Consider the following 26,268-nt stretch of genomic DNA (forward strand, 5'->3'; position numbering starts at 1 on the left):
TTTTCAGGAAGATCTGCAATAGCGTCAATATGTGAAGCAATTTGATGTAGCGGGTATAAGGCGGTTGGAAAAATCCCCATACTAAGGAAATACATTAAATGTTTCTGGAGAAGGGGATTATTAAAATGAATGAACGTATGAATGACAAGCAGACGTCAAGATCCAATCAACCGGAAGTTGAAGCACCGGAGATTCCGATTCAGGAGGACAAGGCCATCTCTCCCGTGACAGAGACTATTCAGCAATTTGGGCAGACACAGTCGCCTGCAGGTGAATCGAATATTTTCTGTATGACCATTATTGGACAGGTCGAAGGGCATTTGATTTTGCCACCACAAAATAAAACAACAAAGTATGAGCACATCATTCCACAGCTGGTGGCCGCAGAACAAAATCAGCGTATTGAAGGTATACTGATCATTTTGAACACGGTAGGTGGAGATGTAGAGGCGGGTCTGGCCATTGCAGAGATGATTGCTTCTCTAAGCAAACCTACGGTGACTGTTGTCATTGGAGGCGGGCATAGCATTGGAGTACCGATTGCTGTAGCTTCAACATATTCCCTGATTGCCGGAAGTGCAACGATGACGATCCATCCGATTCGGATGAACGGCCTTGTCATTGGTGTACCTCAAACGTTTGAGTATATGGAGAAAATGCAGGAGAGGGTTGTTCGGTTCGTGACTTCTCATTCGAATATCTCTGAAGAGATGTTCAAAGAACTGATGTTTAAGACCGGTGAGTTAAATCGGGATATTGGTACAGCTGTAGGAAGCGCAGATGCAGTGAAATATGGATTGATGGATGCAGTAGGCGGAATTGGGCAGGCTATTACTCAGTTAAATCAGCTCATAGGAGACAAGAGACAGACTCTGCAAGCGGGAGGTTATACCCAATGACATTATATACAGTGATGCCCCCGGAACAACTCTGGTCGGGAATGTGGAAAGAGGACGAAGATACAAAGGAGATCAAGATGAATGGTTTATTGATGCAGGTGAGACCTGTTAATGACAATGAAGCCGTTATTGTACGTTTGCTGGATTGTCCACTTGAAGCCTATCTCAATCCTGCTAATATGCCCGGTTCGACCATTCCGCTTTCGGGTAACTTGGGATCAGCATAACGCGACGAATTCAGACAAATTGAGCAGAAAAAGAACATATGTACGGATTATATTTGTATGGTATAATATTCTTCTGGGGGTGACCTGATTTTGGCCAGAAGAAAAAAGAGGAAAAAAAAGGGCGCTGGTTTTAGTGGCGTTTTAAAATATGAAATTTACGGGATTGTGCTTATTACCCTTGCTGTCATAGCATTATCGGGTGAAGCCACCGTTGGACGTTCGCTTTCCAAGATGTTCGGACTGATGCTTGGTAAGTTTTATTTTGCGATTCCACTTGTTGGTATTTATTATGGTCTCATGGTGATGATTCACCGGAAATGGCCGAGTGGCTGGACCACACGCAAGACAGGACTTGTTTTGCTGGTCTTTGCCTTAACTCTGATGAGCACTGTCTCTGCAATGCACCAGAGGCTCATTCCGGTTGGTGCGCTTGAGCCTGGTGCTGTGATTACGCAGGTACATAATGATATGCAAACCGAGTTGCTAACCCCTGCTGCGCCAGGGGAGAGGGACTCCATGCTTAACAAGGACATCAGTGGTGGTTATCTCGGAGCTGGGCAATTTGCTCTTTTCCTGTGGCTGTTTGGCAGCCTTGGGGCGAGACTCATCATGATTGTCATGTTTATCATCAGTTTTATGCTGATTACGAGTCTATCTTATGTGGATTTGATACGAATATTCCGAACCAAGATCTGGGATGCCGGGAGTTCGATGTACAAAAAGCTGGAGTCTAGACCCACTGCACGTTCTTCTTCAGCATCTGATGGAAGGAAGAAAGGTAACGCTCGTAAAGTGGTGCCTGTTCCTGTTGAAGATGACGAAGACGAGTATGAGGATGAATTAGAGGAACAGCATCTGCCAAAACGAAAAGCGCCCATCTTCTTCCAACTTTTCGGAAAATGGGGAGCTAAACGGGAACAGGCGACATCAGGACGTGAAATGGATGAGGTCGATTCGGCAGAAACAGAACAAATTTTATACCGCGCCGAACAAGATCATAATCTAGAGGCTTGGCAGGATGCAACAGAAGACGTAGCGAACAAATCAGCTTCATCACGTGTTCCTGTTCAGGCTAAACCTAATTCAGCGCCGATCATTCGAGACTTTTTTGAGCACGTCAGAACAGAAGAGGCAAGCATTGAAGATGATCTGGACGATGCTTATCCTTTCCCGGATAATCTGTCCGATCCAAACGTAGTACAACAGGGCGAGCATGCCATTAAAATAACGGATGAACTGGTAGAGACGGAGTGGTCTGCATCCGATACGGGTACAAACGGGGTGAATGCTGTGGATGAGATTCAGAGTGGAGAAGAAGTATTTAATGATGCACAGGGAACAGATACTCCAATTCCTGAAGGGCAGAACACACAACCGGTGAAACCACCACCGCCACCTCCTAAGCCGTACAAGCTGCCATCATTCCGTCTCCTTGCCAAGCCGAACAATGGGGGCAAGGCGGGTGACCAGAAGGATTATATGCAGACAGCACGCAAGCTGGAAGCTACACTGGAGAGTTTCGGTGTTCGTGCCAAAGTGCTTGAAGTAGTCCGGGGCCCTGCCGTTACAAGGTATGAAATTCAACCTGATATTGGTGTTAAAGTCAGCAGAATTGTCAGTCTAACTGATGATATCGCGTTGGCTCTGGCGGCAAAGGATATTCGGATGGAAGCACCGATTCCCGGAAAGTCTGCGATTGGTATCGAAGTACCTAATGGTGAAGTATCCGTTGTAACGATGCGGGAAGTAATGGAGACAGCAACGTTCCAGGATGCAGAATCCAAAGTGACCATTGCATTTGGCCGAGATATCTCGGGTCAGACGATTATTGGTAACTTGGCTCGTATGCCCCATTTGCTGGTCGCGGGTGCTACGGGTTCTGGTAAGTCGGTGTGTATTAACGGAATTATTACCAGCATATTGTACAAAGCCAAGCCGGATGAAGTGAAGTTCCTGATGGTCGATCCCAAGATGGTTGAGTTGAACGTATATAACGGAATTCCACATCTGATGGCGCCAGTAGTAACTGATCCTAAACGAGCGTCACTTGCTCTCAAAAAGATTGTGGTTGAGATGGAGAAACGATATGAACTGTTCTCCAAATCAGGCACGCGTAACGTCGAGGGTTACAATAATCTGATGAAAGATAATCCTGCGGCTGTTCTGCCTTATATCGTTGTCATTGTGGATGAGCTTGCAGATCTGATGATGGTTGCTGCCGGAGATGTGGAGGATGCCATTGCACGACTCGCTCAGATGGCTCGTGCAGCCGGAATCCATCTGATTATTGCCACACAACGTCCTTCTGTTGACGTTATTACCGGGGTAATCAAGGCTAACATTCCATCGCGGATTGCCTTCGGCGTATCCTCCCAAGTCGATTCCCGAACGATTCTGGATATGGGTGGGGCTGAGAAACTGTTGGGCCGTGGAGACATGTTGTTCATGCCAATGGGCGCATCAAAACCGGTTCGTGTACAAGGTGCATTTATGAGCGATGAAGAAGTCGAGAATATTGTAAACTACGTACGTGGTCAAGGTGAAGCGCAGTATGATGAGTCCATTGTACCTGAAGTGGATGATTCCATTCAGGCAGCAGAGGAAGTACAAGATGAGTTATATGAGCAAGCTGTACAGATTATTTTGGAGGCAAAACAAGCTTCAGTCTCCCTGCTGCAACGTCGTATGCGGGTTGGTTACACACGTGCAGCGCGTTTAATTGACTCCATGGAAGCTCGTGGTGTAATCGGTCCTTATGAGGGCAGCAAACCAAGAGAAGTACTGGTTTCACTTGAACAGTATCAGCAGAATAAAATAAGCTCATAGTGTAACATGTAACATGGTTACAACGAATTATTTAAGCCCTCAACCGTATTGGTTGAGGGCTTTTTGCTTGCTGGGCAGACTGAAGTTTTGCCATCTACTCCAAAGATCGGATGATTTGGTGCATAGGAAACAAGCCGGCTTGTCATAATAACCTTAGCGATTCTGTTAATCCCACAAGAGAAAGGTAGAGCACAGTCGATGCGAAAAATGAACCTATGGCTTTTCACTGCTATTTTGCTGATATCCGCATTGGGAATTCGTTATTTGCTTCCTGGGAATACAGCAACTGAAAGTTCAGCCGAGCGTACACCGCAGGTAGAAGAAAAGGCCTTGCCTACGTTTAGCAGCAATACAGTGAAATATGGAAGTTACGGTCAGGATGTATATGAGCTTCAGGGGCGTCTGAAGTACCTGGGATTTTACAATGGTAAAATTGACAGTAATTTTGGCAGCAGCACACTGAAATCCGTTAAATGGTTTCAATCCGAGTTTGGCATGAAGGCAGATGGTGTGGTTGGAGCAGAGACCAAACTCAAGCTGTACAATGCGTCAACCAAATGGTCGCCAACAGAGCCGCCGTTACACAAGGAATCCTCAGGTGGGGGTGGAGACAGCAACAATACCGCCGATAAAGAGCAAGACAATATGGGATCTGCCAATGCCCTTGGTCTCTCAGAGAATGAACTCAAGATTATGGCTAACGCTGTATATGGTGAAGCCCGGGGTGAACCGTTTGAAGGTCAAGTAGCAGTAGCAGCAGTAATTCTGAATCGCGTAAATTCACCAAGCTTTCCGAGTACACCTTCTGGTGTGATTTTTCAACCAGGTGCATTTACGGCTGTAGCGGACGGACAGATCTATCTGGAACCAAACGCACAAGCCAAAAAGGCAGTCGAGCAGGCCTTAAATGGATGGGATCCGTCCGGTGGATGTCTCTATTATTTTAACCCGAAGACAGCAACATCCAAATGGATCTGGACCCGTCCACAAGTGAAAACAATCGGACAGCATATCTTTTGTATGTGATGATGTTGGAAGCAACCAGAAGGCGTGACTTCGGTTGCTTCTTGCCTTTTGAATGGGTTAAAATGGTTGTTACGTTTAGCTTAATACGATTGCATGATAAATGACGCCGTAAAGGGGTTTTGACATTTGAATACATCAGGATTCGAACGAGGTAGCAAGAGAGAGTTTCGTATACATGTGCTTCCGACTAAACGTTTTAAAACGTTTGCTATATCGCTATATGCAGGAGTTCCCTTACGGGAAGATACAGTAACCAAAGTAGCGCTGACACCTTTTGTTCTGCGACGGGGCACGGAGTCCTATCCGGAAACAACGCAATTTCGTGAGCAACTGGAGCATCTGTATGGAGCAGGTTTTGGTTTTGACGTCTATAAACGCGGGGATTACCAGATTGTACAGTTCCGAATGGATACCATTAATGATTCCTTTGTTGGAGGAGATGAGCAGCTACTGGATCGTTCATTTGCCTTCCTTGGAGAGGTTCTTACACGACCTGTACAGGAGAATGGACATTTCAGGACGTCTTATGTACAAGCAGAGCGAGAGACTGTTCGCAAAAAGCTGGAGTCCATCGTGAATGATAAAATGCGCTATGCCGCTGAACGCAGTATTGAGGAAATGTGCAAGAATGAGCCGTACCGTCTTCATCCACTGGGTGAGCGAAAGGATCTTCCCGGGATTGAGCCCGACACACTGACTGCGTCTTATCAGGAGTGGCTGCAGCAGGCGAGTATGGATCTGTACGTGGTAGGGGATACGACACTGGAGGAGGTCGAGAACCTTGTTCAGCGTCATTTCAATGTAAATCGAACGTCCTCCTCTGATTACCAGACACAGGCAGCGGTTCGAGGAGATAAGGAAGTGGAGACCGTTGTTGAGCGACTGAATGTGAGTCAGGGAAAACTTAATATGGGACTCCGCACATCTATCACTTATGGAGATTCTCAGTATGCTGCAGCACTACTGTACAACGGGATTCTCGGTGGTTATCCTCATTCCAAACTGTTTGTCAATGTTCGTGAAAAAGAAAGCCTGGCGTATTACGCGTCTTCACGATATGACGGACATAAGGGCATTGCAACGATTCAATCCGGGATTGAAATCCCTAATTATGAGAAGGCCGTCACGATCATCAAGCAGCAGCTGGAAGAAATGAAAAGCGGTACAATCAGTGATCTGGAAATGTCCCAGACCAAAGCAATGATCCGTAACCTGCTTAAGGAAATGCAGGATTCTGCTTTTGAGATGATCGCTTATGACTTCAATCGACAGTTGTCTGGCAAAGAAAGAACGGCTGAAGAACTGTTGGCTCAGGTAGAACATATTAGCAAGGAAGATGTGCGTGAGGCGGCAGAACAATTCCGTCTGGATACGATTTATTTCTTGCGGGATGAGAAGGAGGAATAATCGGTGGAGAGCATTCGGTATGAGCATTTGCAGGAGACACTATATTACGAAGTAATGGATAACGGACTGCATGTCTATATTTTGCCAAAACCGGGATTCCAGAAAACGTATGCTACGTTTGCAACCAAGTATGGATCGGTGGATAATCATTTTCAGGTTGAAGGACAGGAAGAAGTTAAGGTTCCGGATGGGATTGCCCATTTTCTGGAGCATAAAATGTTCGAAGAACCAACAGGCGATATTTTTGCCACGTTTGCATCTCATGGTGCTTCAGCTAACGCATTTACGAGCTTTGATCAGACAGTTTATTTGTTTTCAGCGACCGAACATGTGAATGAAAATATACAAACATTAGTCGACTTTGTGCAAAATCCTTACTTCACGGATCAAAATGTGGAAAAGGAAAAAGGCATCATTGGACAGGAAATTGACATGTATGCTGATAATCCAGATTGGCGTGTTTATTTTGGATTGATCGAAGCCATGTATCAGAAACATCCGGTGCATATCGATATTGCAGGAACGGTGGAATCCATCCGTACGATTACCAAAGAGATGTTATATGAGTGTTATAACACCTTTTATCACCCGAGTAATATGCTCTTGTTTGTGGTGGGTGGTGTAGATCCACAAGAAGTCATTGATATGGTTCGATCGAACCAGGAGCGTAAGAATTATAAGCCACAGGGGAGTATTCAACGTTTCTTCGAAGCGGAGCCTGAGCAAGTAGGAGAAGCCAGACGGGAAGCGAAACTGGCTGTTTCACTGCCCAAATGTCTGTTTGGATTCAAGGAGTCGGACGTTGGACTTACCGGGGAACAATTGTTACGGCGAGATATGACAACGCAGCTGATGATGGATCTATTGTTTGGCTCAAGCACACGATTATTTCAGAAGCTCTACGATGAAGATCTGATCTCCGACAGCTTTGGACATGAGTATAACAGTTCACCGCAATATGCGTTTTCAGCCATTGGTGGTGATACAAAAGACCCGGATCAACTGCTCGCGCGTATACGTGAAGAAGTGGATGCCATTGTAGAAAAAGGGTTCGAATCCCCGGATTTTGAACGTGCACGCAAAAAGAAAATAGGCGGATATTTGCGTATGCTTAATTCTCCGGAGAACATTGCGCATGAATTTACACGTCAGCAATTCCGTGGCGGTGATTTTTTCAATATGCTCCCGCTCTATGAATCGATTACACTGGAAGATGTAAATCTCAGACTGAGAGAGCATATTCGCTGGGATCAACTGGCTGTATCGCTAGTCGTGAGTCCTTGATATGGAGAGGGGAACAGGACAATTGAAGGCAATCGGGGAAATGACTGTACTGGTAACTGGAGCAAGCGGTGGCATTGGAGCGGCTATCGCAGAACGCTTTGCCAGAGTGGGAATGAATGTTGTTATACACTATATGAAATCGCATGAAGCAGCGAATGAAGCCGCCAGACGGTGCATGGAACAGGGCAGTGGAAAAATCATGACCGTGTCTGCGGATCTTCGCAGCCGGGAACAGATTGAGCGCATGCGTGAGAAGCTCGAGTCGCATAATCTCATGCCAGATATTCTTGTGAACAATGCAGGAATCTCGCACTATGGGATGTTGGCTGATGTTACAGAGGAGATCTGGGATGAAGTGATGGCAATTAACCTCAAAGGCACGTTTATGTGTACACAGGAAATGATGCCTCACATGATCTCCCAAAGGTATGGCCGAATCATTAATGTATCGTCGATCTGGGGACTGTCTGGTGCTTCTTGTGAGGTGCTGTATTCCACAACCAAGGGTGGGGTGAATGCATTCACCAAAGCGCTTGCGAAAGAACTCGCACCTTCCGGAGTAACCGTAAATGCCGTTGCTCCTGGTGCCGTTCAGACATCCATGCTGAACCATCTGGATCAGAGTGAACTGAAGATGCTGGAAGAGGAAATTCCGGCAGGAAGGCTTGCTCAACCTGATGAAATCTCATCATTGGTTTATTTTCTGGCTCTCCCTGAATCGGGTTATATCAATGGGCAGATCATCAGTCCAAATGGCGGTTGGTTAACGTAAAAAGTAAGAAAAACTTGACTGGCTGTGAACAAAACAGGTGAAGGTTGCTGAGAAGCAGTCGTCTTCCGGATTATTTTCAAAATGCTCGTATATAAAATGCCTCGAAAGCACATATTACAACTGTTGATTTTAAATCTCATGCGTCATCTAAGGAGGATTTATCATGTCAACAGAAAAAACAGTGCTCTCCAGTTTTGACACATGGAAGAAGTTCCTGGGTGACCGCGTACTGCAAGCAGAGAAGATGGGGATGAGTGAAGAAACCATCAACAAACTTGCGTATGAAATCGGCGACTTCCTTGATGAGAAAGTCGATCCGGCGAACCATTCCAACCGGGCATTGAAAGAGTTATGGGATGTCGGCGATGCAGATGAGCGTCGTACGATTGCGTGCCTGATGGTCAAATTGGCCAAACAAAACGCATAAGATTACAGATGAAGAGCTCCCGCAAGGGGGCTTTTCTCTAATGATTACAAACGGATTACAGAGCTGTTCTTGTAATTCATTTTCATTTTATATATCATTAACGTGACCCATTTTTAGAAGATGTCTCAGATTGTTGTCCAGTGGACACGTTCTGTTGCTGTCGAATAATGTGGAATAATGCATTACGGGGTGTTGAAATGGAATCTAAACAATGGTACATGGAATATAAAATACATAAGAACAGACCTGGTTTGTTAGGCGATATTGCCTCTATGCTGGGGATGCTTGAAGTGAATATATTGACCATTAACGGTGTTGAAGGCAAAACTCGAGGCATGCTGCTTGAATCGGATGATGATGAAAAAATCCGTTTGCTTGGTGAAATGCTTGGCAAAGTAAACAGCATCACCGTATCGGCTTTGCGTCAACCTAAATTGGTGGATATTTTGGCCGTGCGTCATGGCAGATACATTGACCGTGACTCGGATGATCGCAAGACATTTCGTTTCACACGAGATGAACTTGGGTTACTTGTGGACTTTTTGGGTGAAGTATTTAAGAGGGAAGGCAATCAGGTCATCGGTTTGCGCGGAATGCCTCGTGTTGGTAAAACGGAGTCTATTATTGCGGGCAGCGTATGTGCAATGAAGCGATGGACGTTTGTTTCCTCCACACTTCTTCGTCAGACGATAAGGAGTCAAATGTCCGAAGACGAATTGAACCCGAACAATGTCTTCATCATTGACGGAATTGTAAGTACGATTCGTTCCAGCGAGCGGCATTACAATTTGTTGCAGGATATTATGTCGATGCCAAGTACCAAAGTTATTGAACATCCGGATATTTTTGTACAGGAATCCGAATATGATTTTAATGATTTTGATATTATTATTGAATTGCGTAACATTCCCAATGAAGAGATTATTTATGATACGTTTACGGCTAGCTACACCGACGAATTGTAAGGAACCGTACGGAATCATGAAATAGATTAGCAACAACTCAAGAGATAAACATAAGGAGGAGATGGCATGTCTGAACTGGGTCAGCAGTTAAGGGAGGCCCGGCTGCAAAAAGGGATGAGTCTTGACGATGTACAGGAAATGACAAAAATTCGCAAGAGGTATCTGGAGGCCATAGAAGCAGGAGACTATAAAGTGCTGCCGGGTAGCTTCTATGTGCGTGCTTTCATCAAAACCTATGCGGAGACCGTGGGACTGAACCCTGATGAGCTGCTGGAGGGACACAAAAAAGACGTACCCGAAGAAGAAACGGAAGCAACGATGGAACCGGTTATTCAGAAGCGTTCCAGCCGTCCGGTTGAGCGTAGTAATCGGTGGATGTCTGTCGCGCTGATGTGGACATTCCCTGTTTTGATCGTAGTACTGTTGTATGTATACGTGGTGTATAACAATGGTGATGAATCAGATAATCCGGGTCTTGATCAGGTCAAAATTACAGACAGTCAACAACAGCCTGAGGATAAACCGGATCCACCTGCCGACAACGGACAGGCATCTAATCCGCCTGCGACAGATTCAGGTACTGACGGTACTGGTAAGGGCGACGCTGGCGGTAATGGCGGCGGTACAGACACGGAAGGACAGACGGACGGTCAAACTGATGGCAAAACTGATGGTCAAACCGACGGACAAACGGGAGAAAATCAGGAAGAACCGACAGACAATTCACCGTCTAATGTGACTGTTGCAGAAGATGGGAAATCAGGAAATATTACGAACTTTAAAGTTAACGGTAGTGCAGGGCAACCTGTAACGGTTACGATCAAAGCAACAGGTCATAGCTGGCTGGAAGTGTACAAAGGCGAAAACTCCAGTGGAGAGAAGTTGGAGTATGGTAACACAGCCGAAGGTGACAGCTATACCTTTGAGTTGGATAGTACAGGCATGTATATTAAGTCCGGTTACGCTGCAGCGACCACGATTGAGGTTGGCGGGCAAGTTGTAACGGATGGCAAGGCGACCAATCGGATCCGTCTGAAGCTTGGTGAAGACAGTAGCAACACTACTTCTTCCACAGGTGTTGAAAATGGATCAACGGACGGTACAGGGGGTACCACGGGTAGCGAATAACCGGGTCAACTGCAGGAGACAATAATCGTGTCTTAACTTGCAGTTAACTTTTGGTGAAGTGAGGTGGATGGCTGTGACAGTCAGCTGGATCGTAACAGGTTTAGGGATCATTGTCAGCCTCCTGGGTTATTACCTGACTCCAAGTGCCTGGGGTTACGGAATATTGGGTTTTGGACTTGCACATGTACTTTTGGGTGTGCTCGATATGTTCAGACAGCCCAACCGCAGCCGCTATTAGGTTGGAAGCTGGACCAGCAAGCATTTTTGGCAGCCACTTGAAGTGGAGGCCAAAAATGTTTTTTTCTTTGTGTAAAATAGCTAGAAATTAGACTTTTGCTTAGGGTATCCTCTATAATGTTACAGTACATACGATTAACTGAAAGGGTGACTGGTTTGAGCTCAGAAAATTCATTTGATATCGTGTCCAAAATGGACTTGCAAGAACTGACAAATGCCGTTACACAAACCGAGAAAGAAATTGGCGCTCGTTATGACTTCAAGGGCAGCAAGAGCAGCCTGAAATTGGATAAGGATGCGTTAACGATCGTATCTGATGATGAGACCAAACTCAAGGCTGTCATTGACGTGCTGCAATCCAAAATGGCGAAGCGTGGTCTACCATTGAAAAACATTGATTACGCAAAGGTAGAGCCAGCGTCTTCTGGTACAGTCCGCCAGCGTTTGAATTTTAAACAGGGGATTGATCAGGACATCGCCAAGAAAATCAATATTCTGATTCGGGATTCCAAGATGAAGGTGAAGAGTCAGATTCAGGGAGATCAACTTCGGGTAACTGGTAAGAGTAAAAATGATTTGCAAGCTGTCATGCAGCTGCTAAATGGTGCTAACCTACCTTTGGATTTGCAATATACAAATTTCAAGTAATATGGCCTTTCTGTAGCAAAAGTGTTTTTTGACACGGTATTGGGCGTATATTATACTAAGTGTGCATTGCTGGCAGTCAAGCATCAAGTCCAGTCCTCATCGTTTGCTGACTTTGTGAAAAGCAGTACATCTTCTGGAAGTCACCGGAACGTTTAAAGCGTGTTGCTTTTGAGCGGTTGACTTTATTTTTTGCGTTTCTACATAGTGGGATCATGTTAATCTGGATTGACATTGAAACTGTACATTTCATGTTCCGGATGATGATAACGGGATTATGATGATTGTTTGGAGTAATGGAGGATATGAGGGAGGGCGTCTTGTGAATTTACCCAACCGGATTACGCTTGCACGAATTTGCTTAATCCCTTTTTTGATGGTGTTCCTGCTCGTGGATTTTCCATTTTATCCTGAGCCGTTGCAGCTTGGAAGCTTGTCGCTTCCGTATAATCAACTGATTGCTGCTGTTATTTTTATCATCGCCGCAAGCACAGATGGAATTGACGGATACCTTGCGCGGAAAAATAACATGGTTACCAATCTGGGGAAACTGCTCGATCCACTCGCAGACAAGTTGCTGGTTACTGCAGTTTTGATCTCGCTTGTGGAGATGGGCAAGCTGGATTCCTGGATTGCAGTTGTGATTATTAGTCGTGAATTTGCAGTTACCGGCTTGCGTCAAATTGCATTGCTGGATGGTTCGGTTGTTGCCGCAAGTGCTTGGGGCAAGCTGAAGACTGTAGTGCAGATTGTGGCGATTGTGCTGTTGCTGTTGAACAATTTCCCGTTTTCATACACGGGTATTCACGTCGATATTATCGCGGTATGGGCAGCAGCGCTTATTACTATCTGGTCGGGTATCGATTACTTTATCAAAAACAAAAATTTGCTTCATTTAACAAAAGCATAATGGTTTGTTCTTAAATGGGTAATCATGAAGGAAGCATTGGGTCAGGGGCAATAGGAAATTATCCTATTGCCCTTTGATCACTCACCACGTGTACAGGAGGATGCTCAATGAAGGCAGAAATCATTGCAGTTGGCACAGAGCTACTGCTTGGACAAATCGTCAATACCAATGCCAGATACCTATCCCGTGAATTGGCTGCGATGGGGATCGATGTATATTTCCAAACGGTGGTTGGGGATAACCTGAATCGACTTAGTGAAGCTATTCGCATTGCGCAGGGCCGTGCAGACGTTATTTTATTTTCCGGTGGCATCGGACCTACCCAAGATGATCTGACCAAGGATGCGCTCGCAGCTGTTCTTAACCGGAAACTGCATACAGATCGAATGGCGATGGACAAAATTGAGAGCTTTTTCAGAGATCGTAATGTGGACATGACAGAGAATAACCGACGTCAGGCGATCGTTATTGATGGCGGAACACCTCTGGCCAATGAAACGGGCCTTGCGGCAGGAAATGCGATTTCTGACAATGACAAATATTATGTTGTGATGCCTGGACCACCTAAAGAGTTGATTCCAATGTTTGAACAGGAAGTCAAACCTTGGCTGTTCCAGCATGTACTCACAGAAGAGATGCCGATCTATTCCCGAATGCTCAAATTCGCAGGTATTGGTGAATCTGCTCTGGAAGATCGACTATTGGATCTGATTGACGCGCAGACAGACCCTACGATTGCTCCTTACGCGAGCGAAGGTGAAGTTACGGTACGTGTCTCCACGAAGGCTGCGAGTGAGGGAGAGGCGAAGCTGAAGCTGGATGCGATGGAAGTTCAGATTCGCGAGCGTTTGACAGAACATCTCTACGCGAACGAGGATGTGCCTATAGAGTACACGATTGTAACCATGATGTCTGACATGGGGCTGACGCTCAGCGCTGCTGAGAGCTGTACAGGGGGGCTTGTCATGCAAAGTCTGACCTCTGTACCCGGAAGTGCGTCAATGCTCAAAGGTGGAATTGTTTGTTACTCCAATGAAATTAAAGAAAAGCTGCTGAATGTGCCTCATGATTATCTGGAAGGTGAAGATGCACCTGGAGCGGTAAGTCCAGAGGTTGCAAAAGTGCTTGCTGAGCAGATCCGCATGATTGGCGATGCTGATTTTGGCTTGGCTGTTACCGGTGTAGCTGGACCGGGATATTCGGAACGTAAACCACCCGGACTTGTCTTCATCGCTCTTGCTGAACGTGGAAAAGAGACGGAGATTCATGAGCTGCGTATTAATGGGAATCGTGAGACAGTTCGCATTCGTTCAGCCAAAGCGATTCTCTATCGCTTATGGCAAAAACTTGTGGCGATGGATTGATTAGTTAATAGCTTCGATTGCATTTACAGTTCCAAGCAAGTATAATTAAGGAAGACGGAAGAACCGTAGAATTAGGCTTTACAGCCTTGTTTACGGTTCTTTTTTCTGTTTAATGGAAAGTTTCCTTGAGGAAGAGGCGCCTCGGCCTTCACAAAAAAACGAATGTATGTTCGAAAAAAAGCTTGGCAAACGTGTTAAAACAAGGTATCATTATCTTATAAACAGTAAAGGGTGTGAGCTTATTGTCAGACCGTCGTGCCGCGCTTGATATGGCGCTCCGTCAAATAGAGAAGCAATTTGGTAAAGGATCCATCATGAAACTGGGTGAGTCCACTCATATGAATGTGGAAATAATTCCCAGCGGTTCCTTGGCTTTGGATATTGCATTAGGAACAGGCGGCTTGCCTAAAGGCCGTATTGTTGAAATATATGGACCTGAGTCTTCGGGTAAAACAACCGTAGCATTGCATGCTATCGCTGAAGTACAACGAGCGGGTGGACAAGCTGCATTTATCGATGCCGAGCATGCTCTTGACCCACAATACGCAAGCAAACTTGGTGTTAATATTGATGAATTGCTTCTGTCTCAGCCAGATACGGGTGAGCAAGGGTTGGAAATTGCAGAAGCTCTTGTACGCAGTGGTGCAGTAGATATCGTTGTTATTGACTCTGTAGCCGCATTGGTTCCAAAAGCAGAGATTGAAGGCGAAATGGGCGATTCACACGTTGGTTTGCAAGCGCGTTTGATGTCTCAGGCGCTGCGTAAACTGTCTGGTGCAATCAGCAAATCCAAAACAATCGCAATCTTCATTAACCAGCTTCGTGAGAAAGTCGGCGTTATGTTTGGTAACCCAGAAACAACACCTGGTGGTCGTGCTCTGAAGTTTTATTCCACAGTACGTCTGGATGTGCGTCGTATTGAGAGTATCAAATCAGGCAATGACATGATTGGTAACCGTACTCGTATTAAAGTCGTGAAAAACAAAGTGGCACCTCCGTTTAAACAAGCGGAAGTGGATATCATGTATGGCGAGGGTATTTCGAGAGAAGGCAGTATCATTGACATTGGTACAGAGCTGGACATCGTTAATAAAAGTGGTGCATGGTACTCCTACGAAGGCGAGCGTTTAGGACAAGGTCGTGAGAACGCAAAGCAGTTCATGAAAGAGCATAAAGATATTGCTGACATCATTGAACAAAAAATTCGTGTAGCCAGTAACTTGGTTACTGCAGTTCCTGCGCCAACTACTGAAGAGCAACAAAAAGAAGCAGCAGAAGAACAAGAATTGTTTGAAATCAACGAGTAATCTCTCAAAACCTCCCATGTAGGGAGGACCCTGAGGGTGTTCCCCTCTGGACTCTGTAAACTTGCCTGATTGAGCTTGGCTCGATTTGGATAAGGAATTATGGTGGGAGTGCTCTCGGTGTCCAACAGCCCCTGTCCCAATGGACAGGGGCTGTTGGCACGCTAACTGTCAGAGATAACTGTGGAGATAAAGGCCGGGCTGACTTCCCGGCCTTTTGTATTAATAGTGTTCTTTGTCTTATGTGAAGATGTGCTTGGCGTAGTCAGAATGAAAATGTTATGAAAGGGGAGACCTGAATGGATCAACATGACGAGGATTTGTATGAAGAAGCAGAACAGGATGGCCTATCCCAATTTCCGGACAACGAAGAACTTATTATTACACGTGTAGAACGAACGAAGAGCAGGCAAGCTCGTTATCGAATCACTTTTGGTATCCACTCTATTACGGTTCTTGAAGATGTGATGATTAAATACAGGATGACTCAAGGTAATACGTTTATGAAGAAGGATCTGGAGGAAATCATTGTAGCTGACGAGCGACAGCGGACGTATGCACAGTCTCTGCGCTTTTTGGAGCATAAACCGCGCACACGCCATGAATTAAGTCAGAAACTTCGTCAGAAGGAGTTTGCTGCACCTTTGATTGAAGAGGCGCTGGATCGGCTTGAGCGGGAGAACCTGGTGGATGACGATCTATTTGCGAAGGAATGGACAAGACAGCGTATGGAGGGCAAGCGGAAGGGAAAACTGTGGATAAGGCAAGAGCTACGTCAAAAGGGCATTGCCAATGATCTCATTGTTGAGGCACTAGAAGGGATCAGTACAGATGCAGAATTTGAGACTGCCTTGAGTGCAGGACGCAAAAAATGGAATCAGGTCAAAGGGGACGTCAAAGAGAAGAAAAATAAAACGCTTCCCTTCCTAATGAGACGAGGTTTTTCAATGGATATGGTGCGCCGGGTCGTGAATTGTTTAATTGAAGAAGATGAGGCTGGGGACTCTGAAGATGACGAAGCGTTGTTATGGGATTAGCAGCCTAGAGTCTCTATACTGCATTCTCTTGACAATTTCTTTCGTCAAATACTAAAATGGACATGAGTCTGTAAGAAATGGACAACCCTTTTTCCTTCCAAAAAAGCGGTTTCGGTTTCTTAAGATTTATACCATTCTTAATTATGGGTTCGCTGGAAACAGTGAATAGTACGTGGAAACATGTACATGTGAAATGAAAATCGGCGGGGGATCGCCGTGAGTATTCGTTATTCCCAAACATATGTAAGGTTTGAAAACTGCAAATTGACCCAAGGAATGCCTTGGAGGAACCAACGAGGAGGTGAACAGTATGAATCCTGCAATCACGATCGCTCTCGTTGTGGCCGCGCTAATCATTGGGTTCGGAGTAGGGTATTTTATTCGCAAATCTCTTGCAGAGGCTAAAATCTCTAGTGCGGAACAAGCTGCCGTACAAATCGTGGAGAACGCGAAGAAAGAGGCAGAGGCACTGAAGAAAGAAACGGTGCTGGAAGCGAAGGATGAAATCCATCGCATTCGTGCTGAAGCTGAAAAAGACACTCGTGAACGTCGGAATGAAATTCAACGACAAGAAAGACGATTGTTGCAAAAAGAAGAGTCGCTGGATAAAAAATTGGAATCACTCGAACGTAAAGAAGAGCAAGTGGCTAACAAAGAGAAACGAATTGATGAGACTCAGCAGCAGATCGAAATGATTTACAAAAACCAGGTGACAGAGTTGGAACGTATATCCAACCTCACCATGGAAGACGCACGCAGTATCATACTGTCCAACGTAGAACAGGAAGTTCGTCATGAGACGGCTCAAATGATCAAGGACATTGAACAACAAGCGAAGGAAGAAGCGGACAAAAAGTCCCGCGAGATTATTACACTCGCCATCCAACGCTGTGCGGCTGACCACGTAGCGGAAACAACGGTATCTGTTGTTACCCTGCCAAATGAAGAAATGAAAGGCCGGATTATCGGTCGTGAAGGACGTAACATCCGTGCGCTTGAAACCCTTACAGGGATTGACCTCATTATCGATGATACGCCAGAAGCTGTTATTCTGTCGGGCTTTGACCCGATTCGCCGTGAGATCGCCCGTACTGCCCTGGAGAAACTGGTGGCTGATGGACGTATTCACCCGGCACGGATTGAAGAGATGGTTGAGAAATCCCGCAAAGAAGTGGATGAGCGCATCCGTGAATACGGTGAGCAAGCTACCTTTGAAGTGGGCGTGCATGGTCTGCATCCGGATCTGATCAAAATTTTGGGCCGGTTGAAGTTCCGTACAAGTTACGGTCAGAACGTCTTGAAACATTCCATGGAAGTCGCTTATCTGGCTGGACTGATGGCTGGCGAACTTGGAGAAGACGTAACTCTGGCAAGACGTGCAGGTCTATTGCATGACATCGGTAAAGCGCTGGATCACGAAGTGGAAGGATCACACGTCGAAATTGGCGTGGAACTGGCGAAGAAATACAAAGAACATCCGGTTGTAATCAACAGTATCGCGTCCCATCACGGAGATTGCGAAGCGACTTCGGTCATTGCCATGTTGGTTGGCGCAGCAGATGCGCTCTCCGCAGCAAGACCAGGCGCACGCCGCGAAACGCTGGAAACGTATATCAAACGACTGGAGAAGCTGGAAGAAATCTCAGAATCCTTCGAAGGTGTCGAGAAATCGTACGCCATTCAGGCCGGACGCGAAGTTCGCGTTATGGTACAGCCTGAGAAGATCGATGATGCTGAAGCCTTCCGCTTAGCCCGTGACATCACGAAGATGATTGAGAATGAACTCGACTATCCGGGTCACATCAAAGTCACCGTCATCCGGGAAACCCGTGCGGTTGAATACGCAAAATAGAGCAATACGGAAAAGTGGCCGCGGTAGTGGGCCACTTTTCCTGTTGATAGCCTGTTAAAAGGCAACTATACATTATGGAGCATAAGATAGAGTCCTGCAAAGGTTCAACATTTGAAAAAAGAGAACTTTGCAGGAATTGAGGAGGCAGTAATCAGTGAAAGTTTTGTTTATTGGTGACATTGTAGGCAACGTGGGACGTAAGGCATTAAAGGAAAATTTACCGTACCTAAAATCGAAGTATAAGCCACATGTGGTGATTGTGAATGGTGAAAATGCGGCAGCAGGTCGCGGCATTACCGGTGCAATCGCAAATGAGTTTTTCAACTGGGGTGTACATGGTATTACACTTGGTAATCATACTTGGGACAATAAGGATATTTTTGATTTTATAGATGATGAGCCCCGCATGATTCGTCCAGCGAACTTTCCACCAGGCACACCAGGGCGAGGATACACGGTTGTCAAAGGCGAAGGGAAAGAGCTGGCGATTGTCAATCTGCAAGGAAGAACGTTCCTGCCTGCTCTGGATTGTCCATTCCGTGTAGCTGATGAAATTGTAGACGAGCTGCGCCAAGACCATAAATGTATTTTGGTCGATATGCATGCGGAAGCGACGTCAGAAAAGATTGCCATGGGATGGCATCTGGATGGACGTGCGTCTCTCGTTGTAGGTACACATACGCATGTACAGAGTAATGATGATCGGATTTTGCCTGGAGGAACGGCTTACTTGACGGATGCAGGCATGGTAGGGCCTCGTGACGGTATATTGGGTATGGAGCGTGAGGCCGTGCTGCGTAAGTTCTACACCCAGCTACCTGTACGTTTTGTTGTAGATGATGGCAAATGGCATTTCCATGGTGTTTTTGTTGAAATTGATGAAGCTACAGGTGCGGCAACACGCATCGAAAAAATTCGTCTGATGGAGGACGAGTGGCGCATGGAATAGGGGCATTGTCCCATTTTGCAGGGAAACCCGTCTAAAAAGAAGGAATTTTTTTGCCTCCCGCGAATAACATCTAGTAAGTGGAAACAAACTTTCAACATTCCCAGGGAGGTACTTACCATGGATGTATTAAAAGTTTCAGCAAAGTCCAATCCTAATTCTGTAGCCGGCGCTCTTGCAGGGGTTCTTCGTGAACGTGGAAATGCTGAACTGCAGGCAATTGGAGCGGGAGCACTGAACCAAGCCATTAAAGCGGTAGCGATAGCCCGGGGATTTGTAGCACCAAGCGGAGTTGACCTGATTTGTATTCCAGCTTTTACAGACATTGTGATCGACGGCGAGGACCGAACGGCCATTAAGCTGATTGTGGAGCCCAGATAATACATGCAGTATGCATTGAACCTGTTTACGATGTAGACAGGTTTTTTTGCGTTTTCTTAGCAATAACATATTGAGGAGGGTATAAGATGTCCATGTCTGATTGGCGTGTAGCTGATTTTCACTGTGATGCACTGAGCAAAATTTTGATGCAGCCTGCTCTTTCTTTTGAAGATGCTCCACAACTGGATGTGAATTTGCAACGCTTGAAAGAGGGGAAAGTAGGGTTGCAGGCGTTCGCCATCTATTTACCCGAAGTACTTGGCAGAGGCAAGTTTGAACATGTCATGGGGCAGTTGGAGATTTATCGTAGACGTGTGGAGAGAAGTCAGGAGCGGCTTGGCGGCACACAGACGTTGTTATGGCGTGAACAGGTGGCTCAGGTGGGGCAAACAGAGGGGCCGTGGGGATTAATCACACTGGAGGGTGTGGACGGCCTGGAGGGCAACCTGTTCTATCTGGAGTTATGTTATCAGATGGGCGTTCGAATAATCGGACTAACGTGGAATTATGCCAATTGGGCGGCTGACGGAGTCATGGAGAAGCGTGGGGCAGGTCTGACCGAGAAAGGGAAAGAACTGGTGCACCAGTGTAATGAAATCGGAATGCTGTTGGATGTGTCACATCTGACGGAGAAAGGGTTCTGGGAACTGGCTGACTTGAGTAAGCGTCCTTTTATCGCCTCCCACTCCAACAGCTATAGCGTATGTCCCCATGTGCGTAATCTGAAAGATGATCAGATTCAGGCTATCATTGCCCGGGAAGGGCGGATTGGACTGACGTTTGTACCCTGGTTTGTAAAGCAGGAGGGTGAGGTACGTATAGAAGATCTGCTGCCTCATATTGAGCAATTCTGTTCTCTAGGCGGGCAGCACCATCTGATGATGGGGTCTGATTTTGATGGAATTTCAAGGTATATTCAGAAACTTGAACATTCAGGACATTATCCGAGACTGATGGAAATCCTGCTCAAACATTATGATGAACATCTGGTTCGTGGCTGGTTGTGGGGGAATGCAATGAGTTATCTGGGGGAACACTTGCCAGAGAGCAATCCGAAGATGCAGATGAAGGGGAATTCCATGAAATAGTGAACTGGTGTGTGCGTTGAATGGGTTGAATGAAACTTGTTTTCCAAATAAAGGAGGGGAATTATGGTGAAATAAGTGTATTTCATGAATTTTCACCAGTTCGTTTTCATTTCACTCCAAAAAGGGGTATAATACCATTGGATTGTTAAGAGCCTGAGTACAGGCCATAGATAAACAAGGAGTGAAATTTACAATGAGTAAAACAGTACCTGTGGGCGTATCTGCCCGTCACATTCATGTATCCCAAGAGCACGTTGAAATTTTGTTTGGCAAAGGTTATGAACTGACTGAATTTAAACCTCTGTCCCAGCCTGGCCAATACGCTGCTAACGAAACAGTAGCGGTAATTGGTTCGAAAGGACAGTTTGATAAAGTGCGTATCCTCGGACCTGTTCGCCCTGAAACGCAACTGGAGATCTCCATGACAGATTCATTTGCGATTGGTGTTAAAGCACCTGTACGTGAATCTGGAAGCATTGAAGGTACACCAGGAATCACAATTAAAGGTCCTGCTGGTGAAGTAACGATTGATAAAGGTGTTATCGTTGCTGCTCGTCACATTCACTTCCATACTTCTGATGCTGCTAAATGGGGTATTGAGGACAAACAAATGTTGAAAGTTCGTCTGGGTGGAGATCGCGGTCTTGTACTGGAAAATGTACTGGCTCGTGTATCCGATTCTTTCGCACTGGACATGCATATTGATACAGATGAAGCTAACGCTGCTGGCGCTCGTAATGGCGACACTGCTGAAATCATCGATTAATGACATGTATAGCTTCAGCCCCCAATTTTGGCGGTCTGAATAACATATAAACCTGAGCACAGCCAACAGGGGTCGGTTAATTCCAGCCCTGACGGCAAGGCTCAGGTTTTTGTGTTTTCTGAGTGCTCTTCTGAGCATGGCATGTTTCGGATTAGACGAAGGGAGATGCGCTTTGGATGTGGAACTACAGCCCAATTCATGCTATAATTTGCTGTAATGCTCTTTTAATGTTCCAAGCAAGGAATTCACGTGGAACAGGGATGAATGAACGATTTTTTATTAATAGAGGCTGTAAGGAGTGACCGAAGGAAATGGCTAAAGACTCAAAAAAGGATTACTCCCAATATTTTGATTTCTCCGATGCCAAAGTAATTTCGCAAGATGAATTCAGCAAAAAGATAAGAATCCGGGGCCGTGAGATTAACATCAAATCGGAACCCAATCATCGTCAGGAGAAACAGCGGGGCAAGGAAGACGTCCAGGTGCTTTACGAAAATGCCGTTCCCAATGAACTGAAAAACATAGGGAAAGGCAAACATTATATTGTATATACGTATGGATGTCAGATGAACGAGCATGACTCGGAGACCATCAAAGGACTTCTAGAGTCTATGGGGTATCAGGCTACAGAGGATCGCAAAGAAGCTGATATTATTCTGCTCAACACATGTGCCATACGAGAAAATGCGGAAGATAAAGTATTTGGTGAGCTTGGTCACCTGAAAACGCTAAAACTCGAACGTCCGGGATTGTTACTTGGTGTATGCGGGTGTATGTCCCAAGAAGAAGGCGTCGTCAACCGAATCATGCAGAAGCATGGCTTTGTGGATATGATCTTTGGTACACATAATGTGCATCGACTGCCACATCTAATCCAGGAAGCGCTGTTCAGCAAAGAAATGGTTGTTGAGGTATGGTCCAAGGAAGGCGACATTATTGAGAACCTGCCGAAGAAACGTGAGGGTATGCGCGGCTGGGTGAACATTATGTATGGCTGCGACAAATTCTGTACATATTGCATCGTTCCGTTCACGCGGGGCAAAGAACGCAGCCGTCGTCCGGAAGATGTCATTGCCGAAGTACGTGATTTGGCACGACAAGGTTTTAAGGAGATCACGCTTCTTGGTCAAAATGTGAATGCGTACGGCAAGGATTTCACCGACCTGAACTACAGTTTTGGTGACTTGATGGATGCCATTCGCCTTATTGATATTCCGCGAGTACGGTTTACAACCAGTCACCCACGTGACTTTGATGACCGCTTGATTGAAGTACTGGCCAAGGGCGGAAATTTGGTAGAGCACATTCATCTACCGGTGCAATCTGGCAGTTCGGAAGTACTCAAACGTATGAGCCGCAAGTATAACCGGGAACACTATCTGAAACTGGCTGACAAAATTAAAAAGGCCATCCCGGATGTTGTGTTGACAACGGATATTATTGTTGGTTTTCCAGGGGAAACGGAAGAACAGTTTGAAGATACACTTTCCCTTGTCCGTGAAGTAGGGTATGATTTTGCCTATACCTTTATTTATTCCCCGCGTGAAGGTACACCGGCTGCAGTGATGGAAGATAACGTACCGATGGAAGTGAAGAAGGAACGTTTGAAGCGCTTGAACGAAACGATCAACGAATACAGCCACCGAAGCAATGAAGAGCAACGGGGCAAAATCGTTGAAGTGCTCGTTGAAGGCGAGAGCAAACGGAATTCCGAAGTTCTGGCAGGACGTACGCGCAGCAACAAGCTGGTGCATTTTGAAGGACCTAAAGATTTGATCGGTACTTTCGTACAAGTGGAAATCACCGATCCGATGACTTTTTATATTCGGGGCAACCTGCTCTCAGAGCCGGTAGCTGCCAATCAGTAATACACACACAATAAGATGAATGATTTTTGCACTTAGTGGGGTTGCAGCCGAGCGTAGCGAAGGTGACGGAATCGATTCTGTAGAAGCGAAGCGTGCGCCTTTGTCTCCGAATTTTAACCTTGAACAATTTTCAATCGAAAAAATCCGGAGACAACAGCGATCAAAAGAACGATCCGACACCGCAGCGGTCACTCAGCAGTCGAATGAGCTTAGTGCAACATCCAGTATTCATCTTATATCATCTCATAGAATGGAGCGATTTCAGTGGCGCAGGAAGAAGTGCAGTACAACCATTATGGAATGCCAACCTACGATACGCGCAATCTGGTCATACGCGACGACATTATGGGAAAAGCCAAAGAATTGGCTGATATGCTCGGAACGAGTGAGGAAGTTAGACAGTTTCAACAGGCTGAAACCAAAATTCGGGATCATGAGCGCATCCAGCAGTTGATTGCAACGATTAAGAAAAAACAAAAAGAGATTGTTGCTTTTGAAAGCTTCAAAAATGTGGAGATGGTCAGTAAAATTGAACAGGAAATTGAAGATTTGCAAAGCGAACTGGACAGTATTCCATTGGTTACGGAATTCCAGCAGAGTCAGAGCGACATCAACTACTTGCTTCAACTCGTGATTTCGGTAATCCGGGATACAGTTTCCGAAAAAGTAAACGTGGAGGCTGGAACGGATTCACCTCCGACCAGTTGCGGTTAAATGACGGAAGGGTGCGGACGCTGTCCGCGCCTTTTTTGACATTGCATAACTGTTAACGTGGAGTGGCTATCGCCAAGTACCCGGAATATAATTCCAAGCAAAGCTCCACGCTGTGGGGTTATTTTGTGTGGCGTAGCTGATTTTTAATGATAAAGGCACATGACATCAAGAGAGCTTGATACGTACAGTAAATAAAGGAGAAATGAATAATGAGTATTTTGGACAAAATGGTGGAAGACGGAGACGGACGATTCTGGGGATTTCTCGGCTGTCGTTATATTAAAGGAGACGGCAAAGAAGTACAGATCGCGTTGACAGCAGGCGAACATCATACCAACTCCATGGGGATTATACATGGGGGTGTACTGACTTCACTGATGGACCAAGCGATGGGGATGGTTGCAACAGCAGCAATGGAAGTAGATGGCTGTGTGACAACGAATCTGAACGTACATTTTCTCGCACCGATGAGACAAGGGGAATTAACGGTGACGGCTACGGTACTACATCAGGCTGGACGCAGTGTTACGACTCAATCGGAGGTTCGTGATGCATCGGGCACGTTGGGATGTATGGCTACGGCGACATTCCGCATAGCACGCCCGAGAACGTAACGCACGAATCCTACGGTTGACAAAAGATATTATTATGTCATAATGAAATTATCAAAATGAAAATAGTCGGTGGTGCCCATGAGCGAAAACTACGAACACTTCAATGCAGAGAGCGACGAACAAGCAGCACGTGCTTATAGTTCCCAAAAATATCGTACCCCCGATGGTGTTCCTGCGGATATCGTTATGTTCACCTTGACCAAGCGGGAACGCAAGACAGTGACCAAGACACTTCCCATTCGGGAACTGAAAGTGATGCTGATCAAGCGCAAAGGCTGGCCTTTTGCAGGTAGATGGGCATTACCCGGTGGTTTTTGTCAGGAGAATGAATCCATCTACGGAGCAGCAAAGCGTGAGCTGATGGAAGAGACAGGTGTAGACGGTGGACATCTGGAGTACTTGAATGTATACAGTCAGCCGGGTCGTGACCCGAGGGGCTGGATTATTTCTCACGCATTTTTCGCGCTTGTGGAAGAATGGATGCTGGATCAACGCCAAGCAGCAGATGATGCCGAAGATGTTGGATTGTTCACCATTCAGGAGGCGCTGCAAGAATTGGAACTGGCCTTTGATCACAGAACAATCATCGAAGATGCTTATCGACGTATTCAACAGCAGATGCTGGAAACGACGATTGCTCGTCAGTTCCTGCCACGTGATTTTACATTAAGTGAATTATATCAGGTTATTCAAAGTGTTGTACCGGATTTTGAAGAACCAAACTTCATTCGCAAGATTACGTCTACCCGCAGTCGCAAAGGCATTGTGGAAGAGGTACGGGATGAAGAGGGGAACTTGGTGAGTTCCAACCAGTACTCGCAGCGTCCGGCGCAGCTATATCGTTTTACAGAACTCGTACCACGACTTTCCATCTATACGTAATAAGGTGTAGGTGCGTCAATTGGATTGAATCAGAATCAACCATTTCTGGGATAAAGGGAGTGTTGACGATGAAAGCACTGATTGTCATTGATTTTACGAAGGATTTTGTGACAGGTTCTTTGCCTGTAGGTCAGCCGGCAGTAGAGATCGAAGAGACGATTGCAGCTGTAACCGAGGCCTATTGTAAGAACAAACATGAGGTAATCATGGCTGTGGATCTGCACGAAGAAAATGATCCGTACCACCCGGAGACTGTACTTTTCCCACCTCATAACATCAGAAATACGGAGGGAAGACAGTTATATGGACGTCTTGCCCAAGTGATGGAAGAACGAAAAACCGATATTCGGTGGATGGATAAGACGAGATATAGTGCATTCTGTGGGACCGATCTGGAACTCAGACTGCGTGCACGTGGTATTACGGATATTGCACTGATTGGGGTATGTACGGATATTTGTATATTGCATACCGCAGTGGATGCTTACAATAAAGGTTTTCATATTACGGTATATGAAGATGCTGTTGCCAGCTTTAATCCGGCAGGACATGAATGGGCGCTAGGACATTTTCGTTCCAGCCTGGGTGCTTCGGTGGTTAAGGCGAGTGAGACAGTCCTTGCGTAATTTAATCGATAATCCTGTTGGGTTGACCTCCCTGTTAGGAACCGGATGAATGTGGTGAATGGTGTATATAGTT

General features: G+C 45.9%; 26 protein-coding genes. All 26 read left to right on the forward strand.

The genetic code is table 11. The features are described from left to right. The first annotated feature begins 125 nt into the window (after nucleotides 1-125). Entirely contained in the window at nucleotides 126-899 is a 774-nt protein-coding gene (locus F0220_RS11535) for a ClpP family protease (RefSeq protein ID WP_146117090.1), read from the forward strand. Beyond that, nucleotides 896-1,126, forward strand: a complete 231-nt coding sequence (locus F0220_RS11540) for a YlzJ-like family protein (protein WP_105598221.1) — start codon at nucleotides 896-898, stop codon at nucleotides 1,124-1,126. The genes F0220_RS11535 and F0220_RS11540 overlap by 4 nt, the downstream gene beginning before the upstream one ends. A gap of 90 nt (nucleotides 1,127-1,216) precedes the next feature. Continuing rightward, entirely contained in the window at nucleotides 1,217-3,952 is a 2,736-nt protein-coding gene (locus F0220_RS11545) for an FtsK/SpoIIIE family DNA translocase (RefSeq protein ID WP_105598222.1), read from the forward strand. A gap of 198 nt (nucleotides 3,953-4,150) precedes the next feature. Next, a complete protein-coding gene (gene sleB / locus F0220_RS11550; protein ID WP_091017245.1) occupies nucleotides 4,151-4,978 on the forward strand; it encodes a spore cortex-lytic enzyme in 828 nt (275 codons plus the stop codon). Nucleotides 4,979-5,104: 126 nt separating this feature from the next. Then, nucleotides 5,105-6,385 (forward strand): EF-P 5-aminopentanol modification-associated protein YfmF, encoded by a 1,281-nt coding sequence (gene yfmF, locus F0220_RS11555; RefSeq protein WP_091017243.1) that lies wholly within the window; start codon nucleotides 5,105-5,107, stop codon nucleotides 6,383-6,385. 3 nt (nucleotides 6,386-6,388) lie between these two features. Continuing rightward, a complete protein-coding gene (yfmH, locus tag F0220_RS11560; RefSeq protein WP_105598223.1) occupies nucleotides 6,389-7,669 on the forward strand; it encodes an EF-P 5-aminopentanol modification-associated protein YfmH in 1,281 nt (426 codons plus the stop codon). A gap of 1 nt (nucleotide 7,670) precedes the next feature. Beyond that, nucleotides 7,671-8,441 carry an elongation factor P 5-aminopentanone reductase gene (gene ymfI, locus F0220_RS11565; protein WP_076326809.1) on the forward strand — a complete coding sequence of 257 codons (771 nt, stop codon included), beginning with the start codon at nucleotides 7,671-7,673 and terminating at the stop codon, nucleotides 8,439-8,441. A gap of 163 nt (nucleotides 8,442-8,604) precedes the next feature. After that, nucleotides 8,605-8,868, forward strand: coding sequence for a DUF3243 domain-containing protein (locus F0220_RS11570; RefSeq protein WP_017689119.1), 264 nt, complete (start codon nucleotides 8,605-8,607; stop codon nucleotides 8,866-8,868). A 197-nt stretch (nucleotides 8,869-9,065) separates the two neighbouring features. Next, nucleotides 9,066-9,833: a DUF3388 domain-containing protein gene (locus tag F0220_RS11575; protein WP_036609270.1), complete on the forward strand. Its 768-nt coding sequence runs from the start codon at nucleotides 9,066-9,068 to the stop codon at nucleotides 9,831-9,833. Between the two features lie 66 nt (nucleotides 9,834-9,899). After that, nucleotides 9,900-10,961: a helix-turn-helix domain-containing protein gene (locus F0220_RS11580; protein WP_105598224.1), complete on the forward strand. Its 1,062-nt coding sequence runs from the start codon at nucleotides 9,900-9,902 to the stop codon at nucleotides 10,959-10,961. 37 nt (nucleotides 10,962-10,998) lie between these two features. After that, nucleotides 10,999-11,199, forward strand: a complete 201-nt coding sequence (locus F0220_RS11585) for a hypothetical protein (protein WP_133384340.1) — start codon at nucleotides 10,999-11,001, stop codon at nucleotides 11,197-11,199. Between the two features lie 155 nt (nucleotides 11,200-11,354). Continuing rightward, on the forward strand, nucleotides 11,355-11,846 hold the full coding sequence (locus F0220_RS11590) for a YajQ family cyclic di-GMP-binding protein (protein ID WP_047842512.1): 492 nt from the start codon (nucleotides 11,355-11,357) through the stop codon (nucleotides 11,844-11,846). 319 nt (nucleotides 11,847-12,165) lie between these two features. After that, on the forward strand, nucleotides 12,166-12,753 hold the full coding sequence (gene pgsA, locus F0220_RS11595) for a CDP-diacylglycerol--glycerol-3-phosphate 3-phosphatidyltransferase (RefSeq protein ID WP_017689114.1): 588 nt from the start codon (nucleotides 12,166-12,168) through the stop codon (nucleotides 12,751-12,753). A gap of 107 nt (nucleotides 12,754-12,860) precedes the next feature. Next, nucleotides 12,861-14,117: a competence/damage-inducible protein A gene (locus F0220_RS11600; RefSeq protein ID WP_091017238.1), complete on the forward strand. Its 1,257-nt coding sequence runs from the start codon at nucleotides 12,861-12,863 to the stop codon at nucleotides 14,115-14,117. 242 nt (nucleotides 14,118-14,359) lie between these two features. Beyond that, nucleotides 14,360-15,424 (forward strand): recombinase RecA, encoded by a 1,065-nt coding sequence (recA, locus tag F0220_RS11605; protein ID WP_091017235.1) that lies wholly within the window; start codon nucleotides 14,360-14,362, stop codon nucleotides 15,422-15,424. 296 nt (nucleotides 15,425-15,720) lie between these two features. After that, nucleotides 15,721-16,458 (forward strand): regulatory protein RecX, encoded by a 738-nt coding sequence (locus F0220_RS11610; protein ID WP_091017233.1) that lies wholly within the window; start codon nucleotides 15,721-15,723, stop codon nucleotides 16,456-16,458. 310 nt (nucleotides 16,459-16,768) lie between these two features. Beyond that, entirely contained in the window at nucleotides 16,769-18,310 is a 1,542-nt protein-coding gene (gene rny, locus F0220_RS11615; RefSeq protein ID WP_036609258.1) for a ribonuclease Y, read from the forward strand. 154 nt (nucleotides 18,311-18,464) lie between these two features. Further along, nucleotides 18,465-19,259: a TIGR00282 family metallophosphoesterase gene (locus tag F0220_RS11620; protein ID WP_017689109.1), complete on the forward strand. Its 795-nt coding sequence runs from the start codon at nucleotides 18,465-18,467 to the stop codon at nucleotides 19,257-19,259. Between the two features lie 117 nt (nucleotides 19,260-19,376). After that, the gene (locus F0220_RS11625) at nucleotides 19,377-19,637 is read left to right on the forward strand and encodes a stage V sporulation protein S (RefSeq protein ID WP_007430104.1); all 261 of its coding nucleotides are present in this window, start codon (nucleotides 19,377-19,379) and stop codon (nucleotides 19,635-19,637) included. 86 nt (nucleotides 19,638-19,723) lie between these two features. Continuing rightward, entirely contained in the window at nucleotides 19,724-20,725 is a 1,002-nt protein-coding gene (locus F0220_RS11630; RefSeq protein WP_374954378.1) for a dipeptidase, read from the forward strand. Nucleotides 20,726-20,918: 193 nt separating this feature from the next. After that, the gene (gene pduL, locus F0220_RS11635; RefSeq protein WP_017689107.1) at nucleotides 20,919-21,491 is read left to right on the forward strand and encodes a phosphate propanoyltransferase; all 573 of its coding nucleotides are present in this window, start codon (nucleotides 20,919-20,921) and stop codon (nucleotides 21,489-21,491) included. Between the two features lie 311 nt (nucleotides 21,492-21,802). Continuing rightward, nucleotides 21,803-23,359 (forward strand): tRNA (N6-isopentenyl adenosine(37)-C2)-methylthiotransferase MiaB, encoded by a 1,557-nt coding sequence (gene miaB / locus F0220_RS11640; RefSeq protein ID WP_105598225.1) that lies wholly within the window; start codon nucleotides 21,803-21,805, stop codon nucleotides 23,357-23,359. Between the two features lie 300 nt (nucleotides 23,360-23,659). Then, nucleotides 23,660-24,073: a YlbF/YmcA family competence regulator gene (locus F0220_RS11645; RefSeq protein WP_197997748.1), complete on the forward strand. Its 414-nt coding sequence runs from the start codon at nucleotides 23,660-23,662 to the stop codon at nucleotides 24,071-24,073. A 209-nt stretch (nucleotides 24,074-24,282) separates the two neighbouring features. Further along, nucleotides 24,283-24,687 carry a PaaI family thioesterase gene (locus F0220_RS11650; RefSeq protein WP_091017230.1) on the forward strand — a complete coding sequence of 135 codons (405 nt, stop codon included), beginning with the start codon at nucleotides 24,283-24,285 and terminating at the stop codon, nucleotides 24,685-24,687. 78 nt (nucleotides 24,688-24,765) lie between these two features. Continuing rightward, a complete protein-coding gene (locus F0220_RS11655; RefSeq protein WP_036609248.1) occupies nucleotides 24,766-25,569 on the forward strand; it encodes an NUDIX hydrolase in 804 nt (267 codons plus the stop codon). A gap of 68 nt (nucleotides 25,570-25,637) precedes the next feature. Beyond that, nucleotides 25,638-26,195, forward strand: coding sequence for a cysteine hydrolase family protein (locus tag F0220_RS11660; RefSeq protein WP_091017228.1), 558 nt, complete (start codon nucleotides 25,638-25,640; stop codon nucleotides 26,193-26,195). Nucleotides 26,196-26,268 lie beyond the last annotated feature (73 nt).

The organism is Paenibacillus sp. 37 (genome assembly GCF_008386395.1).
In the GTDB taxonomy this organism is placed as follows: domain Bacteria; phylum Bacillota; class Bacilli; order Paenibacillales; family Paenibacillaceae; genus Paenibacillus; species Paenibacillus amylolyticus_B.